Here is a 20,811-nt window from a genome sequence, read left to right on the forward strand (position 1 = left end):
TCAGCTTGCCTCCAGATATCCGGTGACGATGCTGGCCATCGTCTCGGGGCCCAAGACGGGGGGAAGCAGAGTTAGCACGGTTCCATCGCCATCGAGCAGGTAGACGAAAGAGCCATGAGAAAACACAGCGCCGTAGAAGGGATCGACGAAAAGCTCCTCAAATTCAACGGAGTAGCCGGTATATGCCTCTTGCAAAGCGGCCTCTGTCCCGGTCAGCCCGACAAAGTCGGGATGGAACACGGACAGGGCCTCGGCCATGGCGTCGGGGGTGTCACGCGTGGGGTCCACGGTGATCATGACCGGGCGCAGAGTGCCGCCCGCCGCTTCCACGATCTCGACCGTGGTGGCCATAAGCGGCAGCGCGGCAGAGCAGATTTCCTGACAATTGGCGTAGCCGAAGAACACCAATTGGTGGTGCCCGTCGGGGTCCGCTTGCGTCCGCTCAGACCCGGTCTGGTCGATCAACGTGAACGCCCCGCCGAGATCAACGGTCAACGACTGTGCCTGGGCTGTGCCTGCACATAGCAACAGGGCGAGCAGAGCCAGCTTGTTCACTGGACTGCCTCCCACGCTTCTTGCCAGGTCTCGCCGGTGCCGAGGTATCCATCGGCCTCGATCAAGACCAACACGCGCGGGTCATTGCGATACCAGCGGCCTTCCTGGCTTGCGGCCTCGGGGTTGGCTTCGGCCCATGCGTCTGTCCAACCGTTGGCCGTTGTCCAATCTTGCGTGCCCGCAAGGCGGACCATTTGAACGAGGTAGACGTTGGTGGCGCCGACGTAGTCGTCTTCGATCATCAGGCCATCGACCTCGACCAGTTCCCCGCAGAAAGGGGCCAGATCTACGGCCGCTCCGGTAAAAATGCCTTGGCCGTTCTTGTTGGGGTAGGTCAGCACGCCGTCAGCGGTCCGCAGCAAGCCCAACTGCCGACCCGTGGCGCATGCATTGGTGCAATCGCCGGCCACTTCGCAGAGCATATCCACGACCGTGGCTTCAAAGCGGGCGGGTTCTTCCCAAGCGAGGTTCCAAGACCGTGCCTCGGACCCGGCGGAAAAGGGGCCTTCTTGGGCGGTCGCCGGGGCCGCGGCGGCTGCAATAGACGTGGCGAGGAGGGCGGGTTTCATCATCTGGCGCATCTTCAACCCTCTGGGTTGGGGATTGCGAAGCCGGGGATGGCGCCGAAATCGGTATGGTTAATGTTGGTGATGCCGTGATCTTCGACCAGCGTGTTGATCACGAGGTAATTCAGCCCATCGCGGGCAAACAGATCACCCTCGACCGTGACCTCGTGAGAGGCCAGTTCCAGCTGCGTCTGGCCCGAGGCGCTTTGATCGTCGCCGCCGATCGCCAAGATCATGTAAACGGTGCCGTCTTCGCCAAGCAGACCCACGGGAATGCCGCCAGCGGAACACCAGATTGCACAGGTATGATGCGCAGTGCCTTGGACCGCATCGGGGCCGCCCATGACACCTGAAAAATAGCACCAAGTGTCGATGACTTCGCCTCGGATCGTGACAGCCTCGGCTTCCGCAAGGCTTGGCGCGGCAGCCAAAAGCAGTGCTGCGGGAAATAGGTGTTTCATTGGAAAAGCGCCCCCTTTGTCGTGCTCCTTAAGCGGAGCGTAGCAGGGAAGCGACGACAAGTGCGGTCACGTTTTTGCGCCTTTGCCGTGACCGTGCTAATTATCGCTTCAAGCAGGCGTGGACACACAAGGAGAGGCCCCAGTGGCAAGACAGGCGATAAGTGTGGGGTTATTGGCCCTGGCGGCGGTACTGCTTCAGGGCTGCGCCGCCGTGCGCGTCGCTGACACGGCGGTTGATGCCACGGTGTTTGCGGGCACCACGGTTGTGCGCGGTGCAGGGGCTGCGGGCCGTGTGGTTACTGGCACGACCCGCGAGCGTTGCGAAGATGGGCAGCGCAGGCGGCGCTGCTGATCAGGCGGCTGTTTCCAGCCCGAACGCATCGTGCAGGGCTTGCACGGCCAGTTCCATATACTTGCGGTCGATCAGGACCGAGACCTTGATCTCGGACGTGGTAATGACTTTGATGTTCACCCCTTCGTCACGCAGGGTCTGGAACATCTTCGCGGCAACGCCCGCGTGGCTACGCATGCCAATCCCCACGATGGAGACTTTAGCCACATCCGTATCGGCGATGAGGGAGGCGAAGTTGATATCACCCGCCGCTTTCGCGTCATCCATGGCTTTTTCGGCCCGGGCGACTTCGCCCACCGGGCAGGAGAAGGTCATATCGGTGATGCCGCCGTCGGAGATGTTCTGGACGATCATATCGACGTTCACGCCTGCCTCGGACAGGGGACCAAAAATGGCGGCGGCGATGCCGGGTCGGTCCTCGACCGATTGCAGCGTCATCTTCGCTTCATCGCGGGAATAGGCGACGCCGGCTACTACGTTGGATTCCATGATCTCTTCCTCCGGGCAGACGAGGGTGCCGGCATCATCGGACGGCTCCTCAAACGATGACAGAACGCGCAGGCGCACGTTGAAGCGCATGGCCAGTTCGACCGAGCGCGTTTGCAGGACCTTGGCCCCGAGCGAGGCCAGCTCCAACATTTCCTCGAAAGCGATGCGGTCGAGCTTGCGGGCCTTGGTGGTGATGCGCGGATCGGTTGTATAGACGCCGTCCACATCGGTGTAGATATCGCAACGCTCGGCCCCGAAGGCCGCGGCGAAGGCCACAGCGGTGGTGTCAGAGCCGCCGCGCCCGAGGGTTGTGATGCGGCCCTCGGGCGAGATGCCCTGGAAGCCTGCCACCACGGCCACGCGCATGCCTTCGCCGAATTTGGCGTTCAGGTTGTCGGTCGGGATTTCCTCGATCCGGGCGCTGGCGTGGGTGTCGGTGGTCAGCAGCGGCACTTGCCAGCCTTGCCAGCTGCGCGCCGGCACGTCCATGTCCTGCAATGTCAGCGCCATGAGGCCCGCGGTCACGTTCTCGCCCGAGGATACCACGGCGTCATATTCACGGGCATCGTAGAACTGGCCGGTTTCTTCGACATAGCCCACGAGCTTGTTGGTCTCTCCGGACATGGCCGAGACGATGACGATCACGTCATAGCCGTTTGCAACTTCGCGGCCGACGCGCTTGGCTGCGCGGCGGATGCGGTCGAGGGTTGCGACAGAGGTGCCGCCGAATTTCATCACCAGAAGGGGCATGATTGGTCCCATTGTTCAGTCGCGCACGGACTTACCCCTGTGGCGCCCCAAGGGCAAGCATGGGTTGGGACGGAAGCATGGGTGGACGAGGGGAGACAGGGTTTGACGAGAGGAGGCGGGGTCTGACGGGGCCAAGAGGGGACGAGAAGGACTGTCTGAGCGGAGGGTGCGGGAAGGGGGCCAGCCCCCTTTGCGCATCCGAGGGATGCGCATACCCCCGGAGGTGTATTTGCCAAGATGAAAGAGCGGGCACGCGGGATTCAGGGCAGGTAGCGGGCGGCCTCTTTGGCGGCGAAAGGTTTGAGGCGGGCGCCGTGGGTTTCCAGCCATCCGCGCGCGGCGTCTTGATCGCGTTTGGAGAGGTCACGCAGCCACCAGGCGATGGCCTTCTGGATGAACCATTCGGGGTCTTCTGCGAGAGTTTCAGCCCATCCCAGCACGCGGGTGCGGGCGGCTTGTTCGGTGGCGGACGGGTGGCGGGATTTAAGAAATGGCTGGGTGAAGACGAAGGCGGCGCGGCGGGTCCACATGTGATCGGAGTGTGTCCATACCTCGAGCTGATCGAGGCGGCTGGGATCTTGGATCAGACGTTTCTGGCCGCCTTGGGCGACGGCGTCAGCGATGGCCCAGGAATCGAACTGGGGCACGCAAGAGGCGATCCATTCCCAAGCCGCTTGATCGTCGGGACGCATCCGGGCTTGCAGGAACAGTTTTCCGGCGGCGATGCGGGCCTCAAAAATATCGGTGTCCCAAAGGGATTGAGCCAGCGCGACGAGGTCATCGTGATCCGCTGCTGTTTTGCGCCATTGGGTGGCAAGGTCGCCCGTCACGGCGTTGGAAAGGCCCAGGTATTCCCGGTCAGCCTTGTGATAGGCGGCCATTCCGGCGGCCTTTTCCGGGTCCGCATGGGCTCGGAGGGTTTGGAGGGCGTCATCAATGTTCATCGGGGTTTCGCGATCTGCCAATCAAGGTGGGTGCGCACGACGGGCCATTCCGGGGCGGTGATGGAATAGACGGCAGTGTCACGGATCGTGCCATTGGGGCTGCGCATATGGGCGCGAAGAAGGCCGTCGAACTGCGCGCCCAACCGTTCAATGGCCCGGCGCGATTGCTGGTTCAACCGGTGGGTGCGGAATTCCACGGCGAGGCAATTCCAAACCTCGAACGCATGGGTGAGGAGCAAGCGTTTGGCCTCGGTATTCAGGGGGCCGCGTTGGGCCGTAGGGGCGATCCAGGTGGCGCCTATTTCGACACGCGGGGTGCCATGGTCGATGTTCAGAAAGGTGGTCATGCCGATGGGGGTTCCGCTGGCATCCACTTGGGTGAAGGGGATCATGGTGCCCGCGTCACGTGCGCCCAAGCGGCGGTCGATCTCGGCGGTCATCCCTTCAGCCGACGGAATGTTGGTGTACCACAGGTGATGCAGACTGGCGCTGCTGCTGGCCGCGGCCAGGGCATCGTGGTGGTCGTGGCTTAGCGGCACGAGGCTGACGTGCTGACCCTTGAGCGTCAGGTCGGTGGGGCCAAGGCGGGCGGAGGCGATCATTCCACCGTCACAGACTTCGCCAGATTGCGCGGTTGGTCCACGTCCGTGCCTTTGTGAAGCGCCGTATGATAAGCGATCAACTGGGCGGCCACGGCGTAAAGCATGGGGGCCAGAACCGGGTTCACTTTCGGCATGACGAGAGTGGCCCATGTGCCGTCACCGGCCTGTTCCGCGCCTTCGACATCGGTCACCAGCCAGACCTGACCATCGCGGGCCATGACCTCTTGCATGTTAGAGATTGTCTTGTCGAACAGCGCGTCTTTGGGGGCGAACACGATCACAGGAACTGATTTGTCGATCAAGGCGATGGGGCCGTGCTTCAACTCTCCACTCGCGTAGCCTTCGGCGTGGATGTAGCTGATTTCCTTCAGTTTCAACGCCCCTTCCATGGCGAGCGGGAACATCGCGCCGCGCCCTAGAAACAGAACTGACGAAGCCTCGGCCAGCCTCGCGGTGTGGGTGGCAATCTTGCTTTCCAGTGCCAACGCCTGATTGATCAGGCCGGGCATGCCGCGCAGGGTTGCCAGCAGTTCTGCCGCGCGTTTGGCGTCGATCTTGCCCCGCTGGCGCGCGGCAAAAATGGCAAGGTTTGCCAGTACGCCCAATTGATTCATGAAGGCCTTGGTGGAGGCAACGCCCACCTCTACGCCCGCCAAGATCGGCAGGGCCAAATCTGATTCGCGCGCGATGGAGGAGCCGGGCACGTTCACCACAGACACGACCCGATCCACCTTTTCTGATACATAGCGCAGCGCGGCGAGCGTGTCGGCAGTTTCGCCCGATTGGCTGACAAAAAGGGCGGTCGCCTTGTCAGAGACCGGCGGTTCCCGGTAGCGGAATTCCGAGGCGATATCGACATCGCAAGGGATGCCCGCGATCTGTTCGAACCAGTATTTCGCCACGGCGCAGGCGTAGTAGGCGGTGCCACAGGCCACAAAGATCATCCGGTCGGTCTGGGTGAAATCCAGCGTCTCGGGCAAGGCGACTTCGCCGTCCACCAAGTAGTGACCCAGGCAATCGGCCAACACGACGGGCTGCTCAAAAATTTCTTTCGCCATAAAGTGCTTATGGCCGCCCTTGTCCAACTGCATGGACTGCGCGGGCACGTTTATCATCTCGCGGTTGGCCAGTTTCCCGTCGGCGTCGTAAATCTCTGCGCCAGCGCGCGTGACGAAGGCATAATCGCCTTCCTCCAGGTAGGTGATCTGGTTCGTCATTGGCCCAAGGGCGATGGCGTCAGAGCCAACGAACATCTCCCCTTTACCATGGCCAATCGCCAGTGGAGAGCCCATGCGCGCGGCGACAAGAAGATCCTCTTCGCCGTGGAACAGGAAGGCCAGCGCATAGGCGCCTTCAAGATGTTTAAGGGTTTCGACGGCGGCTTCACGGGGCGACAGGCCCTTATCGAGGAAGTCTTCGCACAGCTGCGCCACGGTCTCCGTATCGGTTTGGGATACGAAAGTGCGGTGCCCTAGACCGTCACGGAGCTCCTTAAAGTTTTCAATGATACCGTTATGAACAACGGCCACGCGGCCCGCTTGGTGGGGGTGTGCGTTGGCCACAGTCGGCCCGCCATGGGTGGCCCACCTTGTGTGGCCGATGCCTGATTTTCCCGCCAAAGGCTCATGCACAAGAGTGTCGGACAGGTTCACCAATTTCCCCACGGCGCGGCGGCGATCCAGAACGCCGGCTTGTACCGTAGCAATCCCGGCGCTGTCATAACCGCGATATTCCAGACGCTTCAGCGCTTCAACAAGGATCGGTGCAACCTCGTGGTTGCCCAGAACACCAACGATTCCACACATGGGTTAATCCTTTGACTTTGCGGCTTTAATGGCTTTGAGCCGGTTGCGCAGCTTGACCGCTAGACCGGTTTTATTCACTTGTTTGGCGCGACTAATGGCCAAAGCGCCGTTTGGAATGTGGTCGGTGATGGTGGAGCCGCTGGCAGTCATCGCCTCGATCCCGACGGTTACGGGGGCCACCAGCATTGTGTCCGATCCGATGAAGGCATCGGCGCCGATCGTGGTGCGATGTTTCATGAAACCGTCGTAGTTACAGGTCACCGTGCCCGCGCCGATATTTGCTCGCTCTCCCACGAAAGCATCCCCGATATAGGACAGGTGATTAACCTTCGCGCCCTCGGAAATCTCGGCGGCTTTGACTTCCACGAAATTGCCGATTTTGGCGTTGTTTCCAATTTCTGCGCCGGGGCGCAGGCGGGCATAGGGGCCGACGACGGCACCCGCGCTGACGTGGCAGCCTTCCAGATGAGAAAACGCGCGGATCTGCGCGCCGGACTCTACCGACACATCGGGGCCGAAGACCACATAGGGCTCGATCACCGCATCGCGTCCGATATGGGTGTCGAGCGCGAAATGAACCGTATCGGGGGCCTGCATCGTTACGCCCGCGTCGACCAACTCGGCCCGGCGTTGGGCCTGAAACTGCGCCTCGGCACGAACCAGTTCAGCGCGTGAGTTGATGCCGATTGTCTCGGACGGGTCACAGGCAATGGCGGTGGCGGTCAACCCGGCCTTGTTGGCCAGTTCCGGCACATCCGTCAGGTAGTATTCGCCCGAGGCATTGTCGTTGGTGATCTGCTTTAGCAGGCCCATCAACGTGCCTGCATCGGCGCAGAGAACGCCGGAATTGCAAAAGGTGATCGCCCGCTCGTCGGCGTCGGCGTCCTTATATTCCACGATTTTTTGCAAGGCGTCGCCGTCCATGACCAAGCGGCCATAACGGCCCGGATCATCGGGGCGGAAGCCGAGCATCACAACGTCATGAGCGTTCCGCGCGATCCGCATGGCTTGCAATGTTTCGGGCGTGAAGAACGGACTGTCTCCGTAAAGGACCATTGCGTCACCGTCGAAACCGTCCAACGCCTCGGCGGCTTGCAGGACGGCGTGGCCGGTGCCCAGTTGCGGCGACTGGCGTACGGTCACGGCCTCTGGCGCGATGTCTTGCAAAGTGGCCTCCACCTGTTCTGCCCCATGCCCGGTGATGACAATCAAACGCGCCGGCTCCAGCGCCGTGCCCGCCGCGATCGTATGGGCCACCAAGGGCGCTGCCCCCAGCGGATGCAACGGCTTGGGCAGATCAGAGTTCATCCGCGTGCCTGCGCCAGCGGCGAGCACGATCAGGGCAAGGGGGCGAGATGTGGCCTGCATGAAACGTCTTTCCTTTGCGTTTGCTGCCTATTAACCGTGCATTGACCTCGGGCATAGCCCCGATACGTTCAATTTGACCGACAAGCTGTAATAGCTGTGGGCGGAATAATGCCGATAGGGCTTGGGGTTTTGATGCGAACAGTGGTTTTTGATCTGGATGGAACGTTGGCCGACACGGCGGGCGACCTGATTGCCTCGGCGAATGCGGCGCTTGCTGAACTGGGCCATCCGCCGCAATTGGTCATGGGCCAAGACGATGCCACTGCCTTTGCGGGCGGACGTGCGATGTTGCGGTTGGCCGCACAGCGCATGGGGATTGCGGAAGCCGAAGCCTTGGCCGATGCCGGGTACCAACCCCTTTTGGCTGCCTATGGGCGCGATATCGACGTGCATACCACGCTATACGACGGCGCCGTCGCAGCCGTAGACCGTTTGCGGGCGCGGGGCGATGCGACAGGCATTTGTACCAATAAACCCGAGGGGTTAGCCGTTAATCTGATCGCCCGTCTTGGCTTGACCGAGCGTTTTCCTGCCCTGATCGGAGCCGATACCCTGCCCACGCGCAAGCCCTCTGCGGCCCCGCTGAATGAGACGATCGCGCGCCTGGGCGGTGACATGTCGCAAGCGGTCTTGATTGGGGATACGATCACCGACCGGCAGACAGCGCAGGCGGCGGGCATCCCCTGCATCCTCGTGACATTCGGGCCAACGGGCCGTGATGTAGAGGCGTTGAACCCAGAAGGGTTGCTGGATCACTACGACGATCTGGAGCGCGTGATCGACGAAGTTCTGGCCTGATTGGCGAACTGCGTTTCGCCCATTGACGCGGGCGGGCGGGCGCTCAATCTTAGTGCCATGAGCAAAACGATTTTTACCGGCAATTTCACTCAGCAGGAGCCGATCCCCGAAGCCGCGATAGACGCGGCGGTCGCGGTCATGCGCTCGGGTCGGCTGCATCGCTACAACACGGCCCCCGGCGACGACGGAGAGGTCGCGCACCTGGAGCAGGAATTTGCGGAAGCGGTCGGGGCGAAATACTGCCTCGCCGTGGCGTCGGGCGGCTACGCCATGGGCGCGGCGCTGCGGGCGGTGGGGGTTGGACCGGGCGACAAAGTGTTGACCAACGGCTTCACCTTGGCGCCCGTGCCGGGGGCAATAGCGGCAGTGAACGCGGTACCCATCTATGTCGAGGTAACCGACGCACTGACCATAGACCTTGATGATTTGTCTGCGAAAGCAAAGGCTTCCGGGGCGAACGTGCTTCTGCTTAGCCACATGCGCGGGCATCTGTGCGACATGGATCGCCTGATGGAGATTTGTGACGCCGCGGGTGTGATGGTGATCGAGGATTGCGCCCACACAATGGGCGGCGCTTGGCGCGGTGTGCCATCGGGCAGGCATGGGCTGTTCGGTTGCTATTCCACCCAGACCTACAAGCACCTCAATTCGGGCGAGGGGGGACTTCTGGTTACCGATGACGCCCTGATGATGGCGAAAGCGATCATGTTATCAGGGTCTTACATGCTGTTTGAACGTCACAAAGCGGCCCCTCCGGCCGAGGCGTTTTCGCAGGTGAAATACGTGACCCCCAACGTGTCGGGCCGGATGGATAACTTGCGTGCCGCGATCCTTCGGCCTCAGTTGGCGGATTTGCCAGCGCAGGTCGCGCGGTGGAACGCGCTGTACCGTGCGGTGGAAGAGGGGCTGCGCAACACGCCGGGCCTGCAAGTCATTGAAAGACCAGAAGAAGAGAGCATCGTAGGGTCTTCCATTCAGGTGCTGGTGCCGGGGATTTCGGCGTCACAGATCGAGGCCGTGGTGGCGGGATGTCTGGCCCGCGGGGTAGAACTGAAGTGGTTTGGCGCGCCAGAGCCGGTGGCGTTCACATCAAGGTACGACAGTTGGCGCTATGCACCCGCGCAATCTTTACCCGAAACGGACCGGATCTTGGCGGGGCTGTTGGACATGCGTTTGCCGCTGACCTTCTCGGTTGAAGATGCTGCGGTGATTGCAGAGATCATACGGGACGAAGTGCTGACGGCCCGCGCCGACTGAGCCAAGCCATAGACCCACAAAAAAGCCCGCGTCTTTCGATGCGGGCTTTGTCGTAAGTGATGTGGGTGGGCTTAGAAGTGCAGCGCGACCCCAAGGCCAACAGCGTTAGCGTCGATCTGGGCATCACCCGCAACACCGGGCAGGGTTCCTGCCTCGGGGTTCATGTGGGTGGATGTGTAATCAAGGCGCACGGAAACCTGTTCGTTCAACAGCATCTCAACGCCAATCCCGTAAACAAGACCATCTGCGGAACCGTCGGTCGAAAGCGTGCCGGAGGCGCCGTAATTCACCATCTGGTATCCGAGCGAGCCATAAACCAGAGCGTTGCCAACAGCGTAGCCACCTCGCACCCGTGCATTCAACACGTTTTCGAACTCAAAGTCGGGGTTGCCGAGAGCTGTCTGAAAAGACGCAGGACCGCTCAATCCTACCTCTGCACCGACCACGAAGTTGTCGCCAACGGCGTAGTTATAACCGCCATATGCGCCAAATCCTGTGCCCTCTTGCAGCGGAACCATCGAGGTGGAGTTATCAAACTCGGGCGAGATGATGTTGGTCGCGAAACCTGCATAGAAACCAGTCCATTGGCTGGCGTCTTGCGCGGCGGCGCCGGACGCGGAAAACGCGGTGGCGAGGGCGATGGCTGACAATGTGAAGCGCATGGCGTGTCCTTTTACGACCTTCAATCGGTGGCGGTGCTCGATTCCACCGGTTTCTTTTATATAACGGCAAGCCCTCTGCCTGAAAAGGGAGGCCACCAGCCCCATCCGTCCAATTCGGCGCATATGTGGCACATTCATCCCAGTGTGCCCGCCACAGGTTGAGACATCGTTAACGCAGCGTCCTTAAACGAGGCGCGAGTTGTCCTTTGCGGCGCGCACGAAGTCGCGGAAAAGCGGGTGAGGGGCGAAGGGTTTGGACTTCAGTTCCGGGTGGAACTGCACGCCAATATACCAAGGATGATCCTTCACTTCGACGATCTCGGGCAGGGCGCCGTCAGGGGACATGCCAGAAAAAATCATGCCCTTTTCCTCCAGCGCTTCGCGGTATTTTGTATCCACCTCATAGCGGTGGCGGTGGCGCTCTTCGATCGCCGTTGTCCCATAAGCCTCGGCTACGCGGGAACCTTCGGTCAGCACCGCATCATAGGCGCCAAGGCGCATGGTGCCGCCCTTGTCATCGCCCACCTTGCGTTCAACCTTGTGGTTGCCCTGCACCCATTCCTTCAGGTGGTAAACCACTGGCGTGAAACGCTTCTTTCCGGCCTCATGGTCGAATTCTTCCGAGCCGGCATCGCCCATGTTCGCCAGGTTGCGAGCGGCCTCGATCACCGCCATTTGCATGCCAAGGCAAATCCCAAGGTAGGGAATTTTCCGGGTGCGGGCGAATTCTGCGGCCTTGATCTTACCCTCAGTTCCGCGCTCTCCGAAGCCGCCGGGAACGAGTATTGCGTGGAAGCCATCGAGATGCGGCGCGACGTCCTCGCGCTCAAAAATCTCGGCATCGACCCATTCAACCCGAACCTTCACCCGGTTCGCCATGCCGCCGTGGGTCAGCGCTTCGGCGATGGATTTATAGGCGTCTTCCAACTGCGTGTATTTACCGACAATTGCGACCTTAACTTCACCTTCAGGATTGTTAATCCGGTCGGCCACGTCTTCCCACGTGCTGAGGTCTGGTTTGGGGGCGGGGCTAATGCCGAACGCGTCCAGAACGGCCTGATCCAGCCCCTCGCGGTGGTAGGCAAGTGGCGCGGTGTAGATGGACGACAGGTCCTGCGCGGCGATCACGGAATCAGGGCGGACGTTACAGAACAGCGCCAGCTTTTCACGCTCTTTTTCGGGGATCGGCCCCTCGGACCGGCACACCAGAATGTCCGGTGCGAGCCCGATAGAGCGCAATTCCTTGACGGAGTGCTGCGTCGGCTTCGTCTTCAACTCACCCGATGCCTTGATGAACGGCAGCAGCGTCAGGTGCATGAAAATACACTGGCCGCGCGCCTTGTCCTGGCTGAACTGGCGGATCGCCTCAAAGAAAGGCAGCCCTTCAATATCGCCGACTGTGCCGCCGATTTCGCAGAGCATGAAATCAACGTCGTCTTCGCCAATGGAGATGAAGTCTTTGATTTCATTGGTTACGTGGGGGATCACCTGAATCGTCTTGCCCAGATAATCGCCGCGCCGCTCTTTTTCGAGAACGTTGGTGTAGATTCGCCCGGACGAGATCGAATCCGTCTTGCTGGCCGGCACGCCGGTAAAGCGTTCGTAGTGGCCCAGGTCGAGGTCCGTTTCCGCGCCATCGTCTGTCACAAAGACTTCGCCATGCTCGAACGGCGACATCGTGCCCGGGTCCACGTTCAGGTAGGGGTCCAGCTTGCGCAACCGCACCGAGAAGCCGCGCGCCTGCAACAAGGCACCCAAAGCCGCCGAAGCCAATCCCTTGCCAAGCGAAGAGACCACACCCCCGGTGATGAAAATAAATCGCGCCATGCCTGTTTAGTCCCCCGTGCGGATGGCGCGGCCATGTTGCCTGCCCATCAAAGTTATTGTCACGGGATTTGAGAGTACCCGGATTCGGGTCGCGCGCACAAGCACGGACCCACGTTGCGACGCAATATCATGTGGAAAACCCCAATCCCCACGCGAAATCGAGTGGGGAGGAGGGGAGAGAGTTTACTCGGATACGGGCGGAAGGGCCGGGCCGTCCGTGCCAACGGGTGGCAGCATCGACTCGATCGGCGGCAATGCGCTGTCTGCGTCGCCTTCGACCGGGGGCAAACCGCCCAAACCGTCAAGCACCGACGATGTCGAGGAATTCTGCGCCGCGATAATCGTCAGGGTGATGGACGTCACCAGAAACGCGATGGCGAAGAACCATGTCAACTTGCCCAATGCGGTCGCCGCTTGGCGACCTGTCATAACGCCGCCGCCACCGCCGCCGCCGCCCATACCAAGGCCACCGCCTTCAGAGCGTTGCAACAACACGACACCGATCAGGCAGATTGCCAAGATCAAGTGAATGACGAGGATGACGTTTTCCATGTTCAGGCCTTATCCCAGCGACCAATTCTCTGGTCCGCGCCTCACATATGAGATGCGACAGGGGGCCGCAAGGGCGTCCCACACAGACAGAGGCATGATTCCTATTTTCTCGTTCACTTCTTAGCGTCCCACATGCAGCCATTCGACGCAATCAAACTCACTTTTCCCGCATATTACTTAACGAATGATGAATGATCTCGGTGATATTGTGTGCGTGAGGCACGGAAAAGGGGCCGCGGGTGCGGAATTAGGTTTCCTCCTCCTGCGCCGCCCGCTATGCCGCTTGCGGGTTTTGCAAACTACCTGAGGGGAAGCACATGGCCAATGTTGTAGTTGTCGGCGCTCAATGGGGTGACGAGGGCAAGGGCAAGATCGTTGACTGGCTCAGCGAACGCGCCGATGTCATCGCGCGGTTCCAGGGGGGGCACAACGCGGGCCATACGCTGGTCATTGACGGCAAGGTTTACAAACTGAACGCGCTGCCCTCGGGCGTCGTGCGCGGTGGCAAGCTTTCGGTGATCGGCAACGGTGTCGTCCTGGATCCTTGGCACCTGGTTAAGGAAATCGAAAGCATTCGCGCCCAAGGTGTGGAGATCACGCCAGAGACGTTGATGATCGCGGAAAACACGCCGCTGATCCTGCCTATTCACGGCGAATTGGACCGGGCGCGCGAAGAGGCGGCTTCTTCTGGCACCAAGATCGGGACAACGGGGCGGGGCATCGGCCCGGCCTATGAAGATAAAGTGGGCCGTCGCTCGGTCCGGGTGGCGGACCTTGCGGACCGTGCCACGCTAGAGGCGCGCGTTGATCGCGCCCTGCAACATCATAACCCGTTGCGTCGGGGGCTTGGCATCGAGGCGATCGACCGTGACGCGCTGATTGAGGCGCTTTCGGAAATCGCGCCGCAGATTTTACAATACGCAGCACCGGTCTGGAAGGTGTTGAACGAAAAGCGGAAATCGGGGAAGCGCATCTTGTTCGAAGGGGCGCAAGGCGCCCTTCTGGACATTGATTTCGGCACCTATCCCTTCGTGACATCCTCTAACGTGATTGCGGGGCAGGCCGCGACGGGCGTGGGACTTGGTCCCAACGCGATCGACTACGTCTTGGGTATCGTGAAGGCCTACACCACCCGTGTAGGCGAAGGCCCATTCCCGACTGAGTTGGACGACGACGACGGTCAGCGTCTGGGCGAGCGGGGCCATGAATTTGGCACCGTCACTGGCCGCAAGCGCCGTTGCGGGTGGTTCGACGCCGCTTTGGTGCGCCAGACCTGCGCCACATCGGGGGTCACGGGGATCTCGTTAACGAAATTGGACGTGCTAGACGGCTTTGAAACCCTGAAAATTTGCGTCGGCTATGAATTGGACGGAGAGCGGTTGGATTACCTGCCCACCGCCGCCGAACAACAGGCCCGTTGCACGCCGATCTACGAGGAAATGCCCGGTTGGTCCGCCAGCACCGAGGGCGCGCGATCTTGGGCGGATTTGCCCGCTGAAGCCATCAAATACGTGCGCCGGGTGGAGGAATTGATCCAATGCCCCGTCGCTCTTTTGTCCACCTCGCCTGAGCGTGAGGATACGATCCTTGTAACCGATCCCTTCGCCGACTGAAGCGATTCGCAAATTAGAGAGGGGTCGTTACGGCGCACCCTCTCGATCAAAGGAGGCCGTTATGGCATTAAGCTACAAGGCACGAAAGCGGTGGTCTCTCTTCATCCTTTTGGTCGGCCTGCCGGTCTACATCGCGGCGGTCTGGTACATTCTAAGCCTTTTGGAAGGCTGGAATATTTGGCTTCAGTTGATCATTTGTCTGGTATTTAGCATGGCGTGGGCCTTCCCGTTGAAGGCGGTGTTCCTGGGGGTCGGCAAGGCGGACCCGGACGCGCCAGAGGAATAAGGGGCACGCCACGGCCCGACGCTCATGAACGCAAAAAAGGGCGCCCGTTTGGAGCGCCCTTTGCCGTGAAGACTTCCGGTGCGGATCAAAGACCGCGGTGCATCCGGTATTGGTTGCCGCCAAGGGCTTCGAGCACTTTGTCCTCGGTCAGCTTATCAACGGCCGCGATGGCTTCCCCGCGAGAGATCGAGCCATCGGTCGCGATCCGGACCAGGCGCAACAATTGCATGCGCTTGAATTCCACCATCCCGGCTTCCTCGGTAAGGTATTCTGCACCCATTTCAATAACTTCTTCGATCTCGGTCGCCGTCGATTCGTCCAGCATTTCAGCGAAGCGTGCGAAGTGATCTACATCATCCTCGGCCGCGGGGGCCGCCGAGGGAGCGGTCGCAACCTCTTCGTCGATCTCACGGGCCAGTTGAGCTTCCAGGGCGGCAATTGGGTCGCTGTCTTCTGCCTCGGCCGCGGGGGCTTCCACGACGTCGACCGCAGCATGCGTCTCAGGGGTGGCTTCAACCGCTGGCTCCAGATCAGGCGTGATTTCTGCAACGTTCGCTTCAACCTCCGGGTTTTCAGCATCAGCGGAGGTTTCTTCTTCCTCAACGGCGACCGGAGCAGGGCGGTTCAGGCCCACGGCGATCTGCCCGGCGCGTTGCGCCAAATTGGCCAGCGATGCGGCCATCTTGCGCGGTGCCGTGCGGGCCTGTTCGATGGCTTCTACGTCGACGTTCTCAGCTTCGATTGTTTCAAACACGGGCGCTTCTACCTCTGCTGTTTCTACTTCGGTGGCTTCCAGTTCTGCGGCCTCCTCGGCGAGGGGGGTATCCAGAACCAAGGGCGCGGCTTCTTCCGCGATTGCGGCGGAAGAGGTCGGACGCAAGGTCGTTGCGGTATCGACCATTTCCGGGGCGACGCGGCGCGGCATGATGGTTGTCGTGTCGCTACCTGCCTGGCCTGCATCGGCGTCCACACGCTGCTCGGACACCAGCACAAGCGGTGTGGGGCGCGAATCTTCGGCGACGCGACGGCGCGTCACGTCTACGCGGACCCGACGGGGGCGCATGACGCGGGCAAGATCGTCGCGGTATTCTGCGGCAGAGTCCTGCTCCCCGGCGTAGTCGGCGGAGGATGCGCCTTCTGCCGCCAGTTGCGTGTCTGCCACGCGGGCAGCAACGGCGGCCTTCAAATGCTCGATATTCGCACGGCGGCGGGTGGTCTCGTCGGTGGTCAGGCGGCCTTCGGTCGCTGTGAACAGACGTTCCATATCGCCTTCGGACTGGGGCACGATAGTATCGTATTCAGGCTCTTCTTCAGCCTGTTCAGCCACTTCGGCGTCACCGGCCGGCCCTGTCGTGTCGTCCAGGTCATCCTCGGCGACATCGGCGGGGCCGTCAGCCAAGGCGGTGTCTTCGTTGTCAGTCTCGGTCTCCGCTTCCGTTGTGGCGACGTCCGAGTTGAACGCGGCCACCAGCGCGGCGACGGCGGTGTGGTCGTCGGTTTCCATCACAGGTTCGGGCGCGGCGTTGTCGCCGCCGGCCGAGATCAGTTCGTCATCGGGTTGGATCGTCACCGGACGGTCGCCGTTTTCCGCCAGAGAGGCGCGGCGAATACGGGCCAGACGCGCGGCAACAGAGGCCCCGTCGAAGGCGTCGTCAGTTTCCGGCTCGTTCGCAAAGATCGAATCGATGTCGTCATCGTCGATGTCATCGACGTCGGCACTCAGGTCGCCAAGGTCGGTTTCCGTTTCGTCATCGTCCTCGAGAGCCATCGCGCCACCACCGGCAGCCAAAGCGGCAGCAACGGCGATCAACGTGTCGGCACCGGCCACACCGTCTTCTTCGGTGCTCTCGGGTTCAAGAATTGTGTCGTCGCCAGCAGGCGGTTCGTCGACATCTGCTGCGTCGGCGTCTGCGTTTGCTTCGGCGTCTGCGGCTTCGTCGGCCTTATCACCGTCGGCGGCCATGAGGGCGGCGACCCCAGCGATGGTGTCTTCGGCCTCGTTCGCTTCGACCGCGGCTGTTTCCGCTTCGTCTTCCGCCTCACCTTCAGGAGCGGCTTCTACGACCTCCTCCTCCGCGGCGGCCGCGTCTTCTATGGCGTCTTGCTCGGCCGCGTCATCTTCAACGGGTTCTTCGGTCAATTCTGTTGCGGCGTCTTCTTCCGTGTCGGCGGCGTCAGCGACCAGAGGCGTGTCTTCCGCTTCCGGCGTAACGCTTTCAATGGCGTCTTCAATGTCCAAGCCAGCGTCCAGACCGGCGCTCGTGAAAGCGGGGGTGTCTTCTGCGGGTGCGCCTTCGGGGCGCATGATCATGCCGGATTCCAGCACGCGCGCCTCAACCCGGCGCTCGATCGCAGCCTCGGTGATGCGGTGCAGGGTGTCGGCGTCCGGCGTGGGGGGCTCGGCCCCGAAATAGCGATCTTCCGCTGCGAGGTCGCGGAAATATTCCGCGATTGCTTTCATCGCCTCGAAAGGGCGGTCAAATCCCTCTAGGGTACAGGAAAACGTGCCGTAGGAGACCGTTAGGATCTTGTTTTCGTCACTCATTGCTCTGCCACTCTGCTCGTCCGGCCCACTTTGTTCGTCAAGATAGACACCGGAATTCAACTTTCTCCGGGTCGACCCCGAAATTATCATCGCCTCAAAAGGTGTAACAAACTGTTTCCAGTAAAAAGCGACGCGAATTTGACCTTTCTGGGGAGATTGCCCCAGATCATGGCGTCATTGTGCCGAGCCTCCAAAGGAGAGCATTTACATGTCATTGAAATATAAAGATTCCGTTGTTCTCGTCGGCGGCGGCGACTTGGCGGCGGATGTGTTCAACCTTGTGCAGGATCGCGCCAAGGTTTTTGTGGCGGCCGATGGTGGCGCGGACGCGCTGCTGGGATTCGGCGTGATTCCCGATGCCGTGATAGGTGATATGGATTCGCTGTCCGAGGCGGGAAGGGCGGCGATACCCGAGGATCGCATTTTTGAAGTGTCCGAACAGGAGAGCACCGATTTCGACAAGGCCCTGCGCCTGTCTGAGGCACCCTTGGTCTATGCGATTGGCTTTACTGGGGGGCGACAGGATCACGAGTTGGCGGCCCTCCACGTCTTGCTACGCTACGCCAATCGCCTTGTGGTGTTGGTCGGAGACGAGGACGTGACGGTGCATCTGCCCGCATGTATCGCCTTGAACTTGCCGGTTGGGATGCGGGTTTCGGTGTTCCCGATGGGGCCAGTCACGGTGGGAATGGCGGGGTTGCGATGGTCGTTTGAAGCGCTGGCGCTGCACCCGATGCACAAAATCGGGACCTCCAATGAAGTGGCAGAGATCGGAGCAGGGGCGCCCGTTGTGCTGACCAGCGACGCACCGGGGGCGTTGCTGATCTTGCCGAAAGAGGCTTTGGACGCGCTGGTGACGGGCATGCGTGAGGCGGATTTGCACTCGCTACAACCGGAAGGGTCCGTTAAGACATGGGCCAACTGCTGCCCTTAAGAAAAGAGACCCGCCCATGACGGCCGAGCTTTCCCCCATTGATAAAGCCAAATACGTGGCCGCGCGTCGCGCGGTTGAATATGTAGAAGACGGAATGCGCGTGGGTCTGGGGACCGGCTCTACCGCTGCATGGATGGTGCGCTGTCTGGGAGAATTGGTGCGCGAAGAGGGCATGATGATCACCGGGGTGGCGACCTCGACCCGGACGGCGGATCTGGCCCGAGAGGTGGGCGTGACGATCAAGACGTTGGATGAGGTGCGCTGGCTGGACCTGACCATTGACGGAACGGATGAGTATGATCCGAACCTCAACCTGATCAAAGGCGGCGGCGGCGCGTTGTTGCACGAGAAGGTCGTGGCGACAGCCAGCGACCAGATGATCGTCATCGCCGACCCCACCAAGCAAGTTGACACACTAGGGGCGTTCCCCCTGCCGGTGGAGATCATCCCGTTCGGGTGGCAGACGACGAAGGCGTTGATCGAGGAAATGCTGTCTAATCTGGACGTATTGGGGCGGTCGGCCTCTTTACGGCTGTCGGGCACGGAGCCGTTCCGCAGCGATGAGGGTAATTTCATCCTCGACCTGCATTTGCGGCGCATTGCGCAGCCGGCGCAGTTGAGCCTTGTTCTCAACCAGATCCCCGGCGTGGTGGAGAATGGGCTGTTCCTTGATATCTGCGACGTGCTGGTGATCGGCAATTCCGACGGCACCGTGGAGGTGCGCGACATCAACAATGGCACGATCGAACATGAGCGTGTGGATGTGATTGATACCGACAATCTGTTCGTCGATATCCGCGACTAGGCGGTTTGCCGCGGGAGCAATGGGGAAGAGCTTTGGTGGCTGTGCCTGTAGCATCGGTCAGATGGGGGGCGCTGCCCCCCTGGCCCCCCGGAGTTGTACGGCCAAGGTGAATGTGGGGTGCCGGGCCTCACGCAGGCGTGCGCGGGTGCGGCGGGCGGGCTACTGGTCTTGGGGCGGGCGGTGTGAAATACCTGCGCGCGACTTGTTTTGCCGAGAGGAACCCGTGCCATGTCCGAATTTGACTACGACCTGTTTGTGATCGGTGGCGGCTCGGGCGGCGTGAGGGCGGCGAGGGTCGCAGCGGCAGGCGGCGCGAAAGTGGCGCTGGCCGAGGAAAGCCGGTTGGGCGGCACCTGTGTCATTCGGGGCTGTGTGCCAAAAAAGCTGATGGTATTTGCATCGAGCTACCGCGAAGGATTTTCCGAGGCACGGGCTTATGGCTGGGACGTTGAAGATGGCGTGTTTCAGTGGCCTGTTTTCCAAGGGCATTTGCATGAGGAATTAACCCGTCTGGAAGGCGTCTACGGCAAATTGTTGGTCAATTCCGGAGTGGAAGTCTTCGACAGCCGTGCGACGGTTTCAGGCGCGCATTCGGTGCGGGTCAGGGGCGAAGAGAAGACGGCCAAGCACATCCTTGTCGCCACCGGAGGGCGGCCTACACGGCCTGACATGCCTAACGCGGATCTCGGCATTGTGTCGGACGACCTGTTTGATCTTGAAGCGCTGCCCGAGCGCCTGTTGGTGATTGGCGGAGGCTACATCGCGTGCGAGTTCGCCTGCATCATGGCGGGTTTGGGCGTGGAGGTGACGCAGTATTATCGGGGTGCTCAGATCCTGCGGGGTTTTGACGAGGAAGCCCGCGGGCTGATTTCCGAGATGATGATAGAGCAGGGCATTGATATGCATCTGGGCACCAACATTCTTGAGATGTCCGAGGATGGTGGCAAGATTGCCGTGCGATCGACCGCCGGTCATGAGGAGACCTTTGACAAGGTCCTTTTTGCGACGGGACGCGCGCCCAATACCGATGGGCTTGGTTTGGAGGAGGTCGGCGTAGAGCTGGGCCGTGGCGGTCAGGTCATTGTGGATGAATACAGCCAGACGGCGGTGCCCTCCATCTATGCCATTGGCGACGTCACCGATCGGGTGAACCTGACGCCGGTGGCGATCCGCGAAGGTATGGCCTTTGTGGAAACGGTCTTTAACGGCAATCCAACGCCCGTGGACCACGAGTTGATCCCTTCGGCCGTGTTCACCACGCCGGAATATGGCTCCATTGGTATGACCGAGGAAGCCGCAAGAGAACAGGAGCCGATTGAGGTCTATTGCACGTCGTTCCGCCCGATGCAGACGGCGTTCGCGGGCAAGCCGTTGCGGGTCATGATGAAATTGATCGTCAGCAAGGAGTCCCGAAAAATCCTGGGCTGTCACATTGTGGCCCCCGCCGCCGGAGAGATGATCCAACTGGCCGGGATCGCCGTGAAGATGGGCGCTACGAAAGAGGATTTCGATCGGACGGTTGCAGTCCATCCCACGATGTCGGAAGAGATTGTGACGATGCGAGACCCAATCCGGACGTCTTAAACGACGCGCCGAAGCCGATTCTGCGGGTTTCTAGGTGCAATCCGAATTTTTCGCCC

At 61.0% G+C, this 20,811-nt stretch carries 20 protein-coding genes; 8 read left to right on the plus strand and 12 right to left on the minus strand.

Going from position 1 to position 20,811, the window contains the following annotated elements:
* From AADW23_RS09465 to AADW23_RS09475, 3 genes are read right to left on the minus strand one after another with little or no spacing between them, the layout of a single operon-like run.
* Positions 1 to 555 carry an SCO family protein gene (locus AADW23_RS09465; protein WP_341864255.1) on the minus strand — a complete coding sequence of 185 codons (555 nt, stop codon included), beginning with the start codon at positions 553 to 555 and terminating at the stop codon, positions 1 to 3.
* Complete coding sequence (locus AADW23_RS09470; RefSeq protein WP_341864256.1) at positions 552 to 1,127, minus strand: hypothetical protein; 576 nt, start codon at positions 1,125 to 1,127, stop codon at positions 552 to 554. The genes AADW23_RS09465 and AADW23_RS09470 overlap by 4 nt, the downstream gene beginning before the upstream one ends.
* Before the next feature lie 11 nt (positions 1,128 to 1,138).
* Positions 1,139 to 1,582, minus strand: coding sequence for a hypothetical protein (locus AADW23_RS09475; RefSeq protein ID WP_341864257.1), 444 nt, complete (start codon positions 1,580 to 1,582; stop codon positions 1,139 to 1,141).
* A 163-nt stretch (positions 1,583 to 1,745) separates the two neighbouring features.
* Between AADW23_RS09475 and AADW23_RS09480 the strand changes: the two genes are divergently transcribed.
* The gene (locus AADW23_RS09480; RefSeq protein WP_341860699.1) at positions 1,746 to 1,934 is read left to right on the plus strand and encodes a hypothetical protein; all 189 of its coding nucleotides are present in this window, start codon (positions 1,746 to 1,748) and stop codon (positions 1,932 to 1,934) included.
* On the opposite strand, the gene AADW23_RS09485 is transcribed toward AADW23_RS09480, so the two are convergent.
* From AADW23_RS09485 to glmU, 5 genes are all read right to left on the minus strand, one after another.
* Positions 1,935 to 3,173 carry an aspartate kinase gene (locus AADW23_RS09485; RefSeq protein WP_341860700.1) on the minus strand — a complete coding sequence of 413 codons (1,239 nt, stop codon included), beginning with the start codon at positions 3,171 to 3,173 and terminating at the stop codon, positions 1,935 to 1,937.
* Positions 3,174 to 3,433: 260 nt separating this feature from the next.
* Complete coding sequence (locus tag AADW23_RS09490; protein ID WP_341860701.1) at positions 3,434 to 4,117, minus strand: DNA alkylation repair protein; 684 nt, start codon at positions 4,115 to 4,117, stop codon at positions 3,434 to 3,436.
* Positions 4,114 to 4,719, minus strand: a complete 606-nt coding sequence (locus AADW23_RS09495) for a GNAT family protein (protein ID WP_341860702.1) — start codon at positions 4,717 to 4,719, stop codon at positions 4,114 to 4,116. The genes AADW23_RS09490 and AADW23_RS09495 overlap by 4 nt, the downstream gene beginning before the upstream one ends.
* Positions 4,716 to 6,524 carry a glutamine--fructose-6-phosphate transaminase (isomerizing) gene (glmS, locus tag AADW23_RS09500; protein ID WP_341860703.1) on the minus strand — a complete coding sequence of 603 codons (1,809 nt, stop codon included), beginning with the start codon at positions 6,522 to 6,524 and terminating at the stop codon, positions 4,716 to 4,718. The genes AADW23_RS09495 and glmS overlap by 4 nt, the downstream gene beginning before the upstream one ends.
* Before the next feature lie 3 nt (positions 6,525 to 6,527).
* Positions 6,528 to 7,892: a bifunctional UDP-N-acetylglucosamine diphosphorylase/glucosamine-1-phosphate N-acetyltransferase GlmU gene (glmU, locus tag AADW23_RS09505; protein ID WP_341860704.1), complete on the minus strand. Its 1,365-nt coding sequence runs from the start codon at positions 7,890 to 7,892 to the stop codon at positions 6,528 to 6,530.
* A 132-nt stretch (positions 7,893 to 8,024) separates the two neighbouring features.
* Between glmU and AADW23_RS09510 the strand changes: the two genes are divergently transcribed.
* Together AADW23_RS09510 and AADW23_RS09515 are read left to right on the plus strand one after the other, a co-directional pair.
* Positions 8,025 to 8,690 carry an HAD hydrolase-like protein gene (locus tag AADW23_RS09510; protein WP_341860705.1) on the plus strand — a complete coding sequence of 222 codons (666 nt, stop codon included), beginning with the start codon at positions 8,025 to 8,027 and terminating at the stop codon, positions 8,688 to 8,690.
* Between the two features lie 57 nt (positions 8,691 to 8,747).
* Positions 8,748 to 9,947, plus strand: a complete 1,200-nt coding sequence (locus AADW23_RS09515) for an aminotransferase class I/II-fold pyridoxal phosphate-dependent enzyme (RefSeq protein WP_341860706.1) — start codon at positions 8,748 to 8,750, stop codon at positions 9,945 to 9,947.
* Positions 9,948 to 10,018: 71 nt separating this feature from the next.
* Here AADW23_RS09515 and AADW23_RS09520 read toward each other — a convergent pair whose 3' ends face one another.
* The 3 genes from AADW23_RS09520 to secG all read right to left on the minus strand — a co-directional run bounded on the left by AADW23_RS09520 (position 10,019) and on the right by secG (position 12,988).
* Positions 10,019 to 10,609 carry a porin family protein gene (locus AADW23_RS09520; RefSeq protein WP_341860707.1) on the minus strand — a complete coding sequence of 197 codons (591 nt, stop codon included), beginning with the start codon at positions 10,607 to 10,609 and terminating at the stop codon, positions 10,019 to 10,021.
* 183 nt (positions 10,610 to 10,792) lie between these two features.
* Positions 10,793 to 12,436, minus strand: a complete 1,644-nt coding sequence (locus AADW23_RS09525; RefSeq protein WP_341860708.1) for a CTP synthase — start codon at positions 12,434 to 12,436, stop codon at positions 10,793 to 10,795.
* Between the two features lie 183 nt (positions 12,437 to 12,619).
* Complete coding sequence (gene secG, locus AADW23_RS09530; RefSeq protein WP_341860709.1) at positions 12,620 to 12,988, minus strand: preprotein translocase subunit SecG; 369 nt, start codon at positions 12,986 to 12,988, stop codon at positions 12,620 to 12,622.
* A 317-nt stretch (positions 12,989 to 13,305) separates the two neighbouring features.
* On the opposite strand from secG, the gene AADW23_RS09535 reads away from it, so the two are divergent.
* Entirely contained in the window at positions 13,306 to 14,601 is a 1,296-nt protein-coding gene (locus AADW23_RS09535; protein WP_341860710.1) for an adenylosuccinate synthase, read from the plus strand.
* Positions 14,602 to 14,662: 61 nt separating this feature from the next.
* Positions 14,663 to 14,887, plus strand: a complete 225-nt coding sequence (locus tag AADW23_RS09540) for a DUF2842 domain-containing protein (protein WP_341860711.1) — start codon at positions 14,663 to 14,665, stop codon at positions 14,885 to 14,887.
* A gap of 85 nt (positions 14,888 to 14,972) precedes the next feature.
* Here the strand turns inward: AADW23_RS09540 and AADW23_RS09545 are convergent, their stop codons facing one another.
* Entirely contained in the window at positions 14,973 to 17,432 is a 2,460-nt protein-coding gene (locus AADW23_RS09545) for a hypothetical protein (protein ID WP_341860712.1), read from the minus strand.
* Positions 17,433 to 17,640: 208 nt separating this feature from the next.
* Between AADW23_RS09545 and AADW23_RS09550 the strand changes: the two genes are divergently transcribed.
* The 3 genes from AADW23_RS09550 (at position 17,641) to gorA (ending at position 20,755) form a co-directional block, all read left to right on the plus strand.
* On the plus strand, positions 17,641 to 18,366 hold the full coding sequence (locus tag AADW23_RS09550) for a thiamine diphosphokinase (RefSeq protein WP_341860713.1): 726 nt from the start codon (positions 17,641 to 17,643) through the stop codon (positions 18,364 to 18,366).
* A 16-nt stretch (positions 18,367 to 18,382) separates the two neighbouring features.
* Positions 18,383 to 19,171: a ribose-5-phosphate isomerase RpiA gene (rpiA, locus tag AADW23_RS09555; protein WP_341860714.1), complete on the plus strand. Its 789-nt coding sequence runs from the start codon at positions 18,383 to 18,385 to the stop codon at positions 19,169 to 19,171.
* A gap of 228 nt (positions 19,172 to 19,399) precedes the next feature.
* Positions 19,400 to 20,755, plus strand: a complete 1,356-nt coding sequence (gene gorA, locus AADW23_RS09560) for a glutathione-disulfide reductase (RefSeq protein WP_341860715.1) — start codon at positions 19,400 to 19,402, stop codon at positions 20,753 to 20,755.
* Positions 20,756 to 20,811: the final 56 nt, after the last annotated feature.

Origin of the sequence: Gymnodinialimonas sp. 57CJ19 (assembly GCF_038396845.1) — a bacterium.
GTDB lineage: Bacteria > Pseudomonadota > Alphaproteobacteria > Rhodobacterales > Rhodobacteraceae > Gymnodinialimonas.

Excerpts from the sequence above, each read along its gene's own strand:
- AADW23_RS09470 (WP_341864256.1), bottom strand. The coding sequence starts at position 1,127 with ATGATGAAACCCGCCCTCCTCGCCACGTCTATTGCAGCCGCCGCGGCC.
- AADW23_RS09475 (WP_341864257.1), bottom strand. The coding sequence starts at position 1,582 with ATGAAACACCTATTTCCCGCAGCACTGCTTTTGGCTGCCGCGCCAAGC.
- AADW23_RS09485 (WP_341860700.1), bottom strand. The coding sequence starts at position 3,173 with ATGCCCCTTCTGGTGATGAAATTCGGCGGCACCTCTGTCGCAACCCTC.
- AADW23_RS09490 (WP_341860701.1), bottom strand. The coding sequence starts at position 4,117 with ATGAACATTGATGACGCCCTCCAAACCCTCCGAGCCCATGCGGACCCG.
- AADW23_RS09495 (WP_341860702.1), bottom strand. The coding sequence starts at position 4,719 with ATGATCGCCTCCGCCCGCCTTGGCCCCACCGACCTGACGCTCAAGGGT.
- glmS (WP_341860703.1), bottom strand. The coding sequence starts at position 6,524 with ATGTGTGGAATCGTTGGTGTTCTGGGCAACCACGAGGTTGCACCGATC.
- glmU (WP_341860704.1), bottom strand. The coding sequence starts at position 7,892 with ATGCAGGCCACATCTCGCCCCCTTGCCCTGATCGTGCTCGCCGCTGGC.
- AADW23_RS09510 (WP_341860705.1), top strand. The coding sequence starts at position 8,025 with ATGCGAACAGTGGTTTTTGATCTGGATGGAACGTTGGCCGACACGGCG.
- AADW23_RS09515 (WP_341860706.1), top strand. The coding sequence starts at position 8,748 with ATGAGCAAAACGATTTTTACCGGCAATTTCACTCAGCAGGAGCCGATC.
- AADW23_RS09520 (WP_341860707.1), bottom strand. The coding sequence starts at position 10,609 with ATGCGCTTCACATTGTCAGCCATCGCCCTCGCCACCGCGTTTTCCGCG.
- AADW23_RS09525 (WP_341860708.1), bottom strand. The coding sequence starts at position 12,436 with ATGGCGCGATTTATTTTCATCACCGGGGGTGTGGTCTCTTCGCTTGGC.
- secG (WP_341860709.1), bottom strand. The coding sequence starts at position 12,988 with ATGGAAAACGTCATCCTCGTCATTCACTTGATCTTGGCAATCTGCCTG.
- AADW23_RS09535 (WP_341860710.1), top strand. The coding sequence starts at position 13,306 with ATGGCCAATGTTGTAGTTGTCGGCGCTCAATGGGGTGACGAGGGCAAG.
- AADW23_RS09540 (WP_341860711.1), top strand. The coding sequence starts at position 14,663 with ATGGCATTAAGCTACAAGGCACGAAAGCGGTGGTCTCTCTTCATCCTT.
- AADW23_RS09545 (WP_341860712.1), bottom strand. The coding sequence starts at position 17,432 with ATGAGTGACGAAAACAAGATCCTAACGGTCTCCTACGGCACGTTTTCC.
- AADW23_RS09550 (WP_341860713.1), top strand. The coding sequence starts at position 17,641 with ATGTCATTGAAATATAAAGATTCCGTTGTTCTCGTCGGCGGCGGCGAC.
- rpiA (WP_341860714.1), top strand. The coding sequence starts at position 18,383 with ATGACGGCCGAGCTTTCCCCCATTGATAAAGCCAAATACGTGGCCGCG.
- gorA (WP_341860715.1), top strand. The coding sequence starts at position 19,400 with ATGTCCGAATTTGACTACGACCTGTTTGTGATCGGTGGCGGCTCGGGC.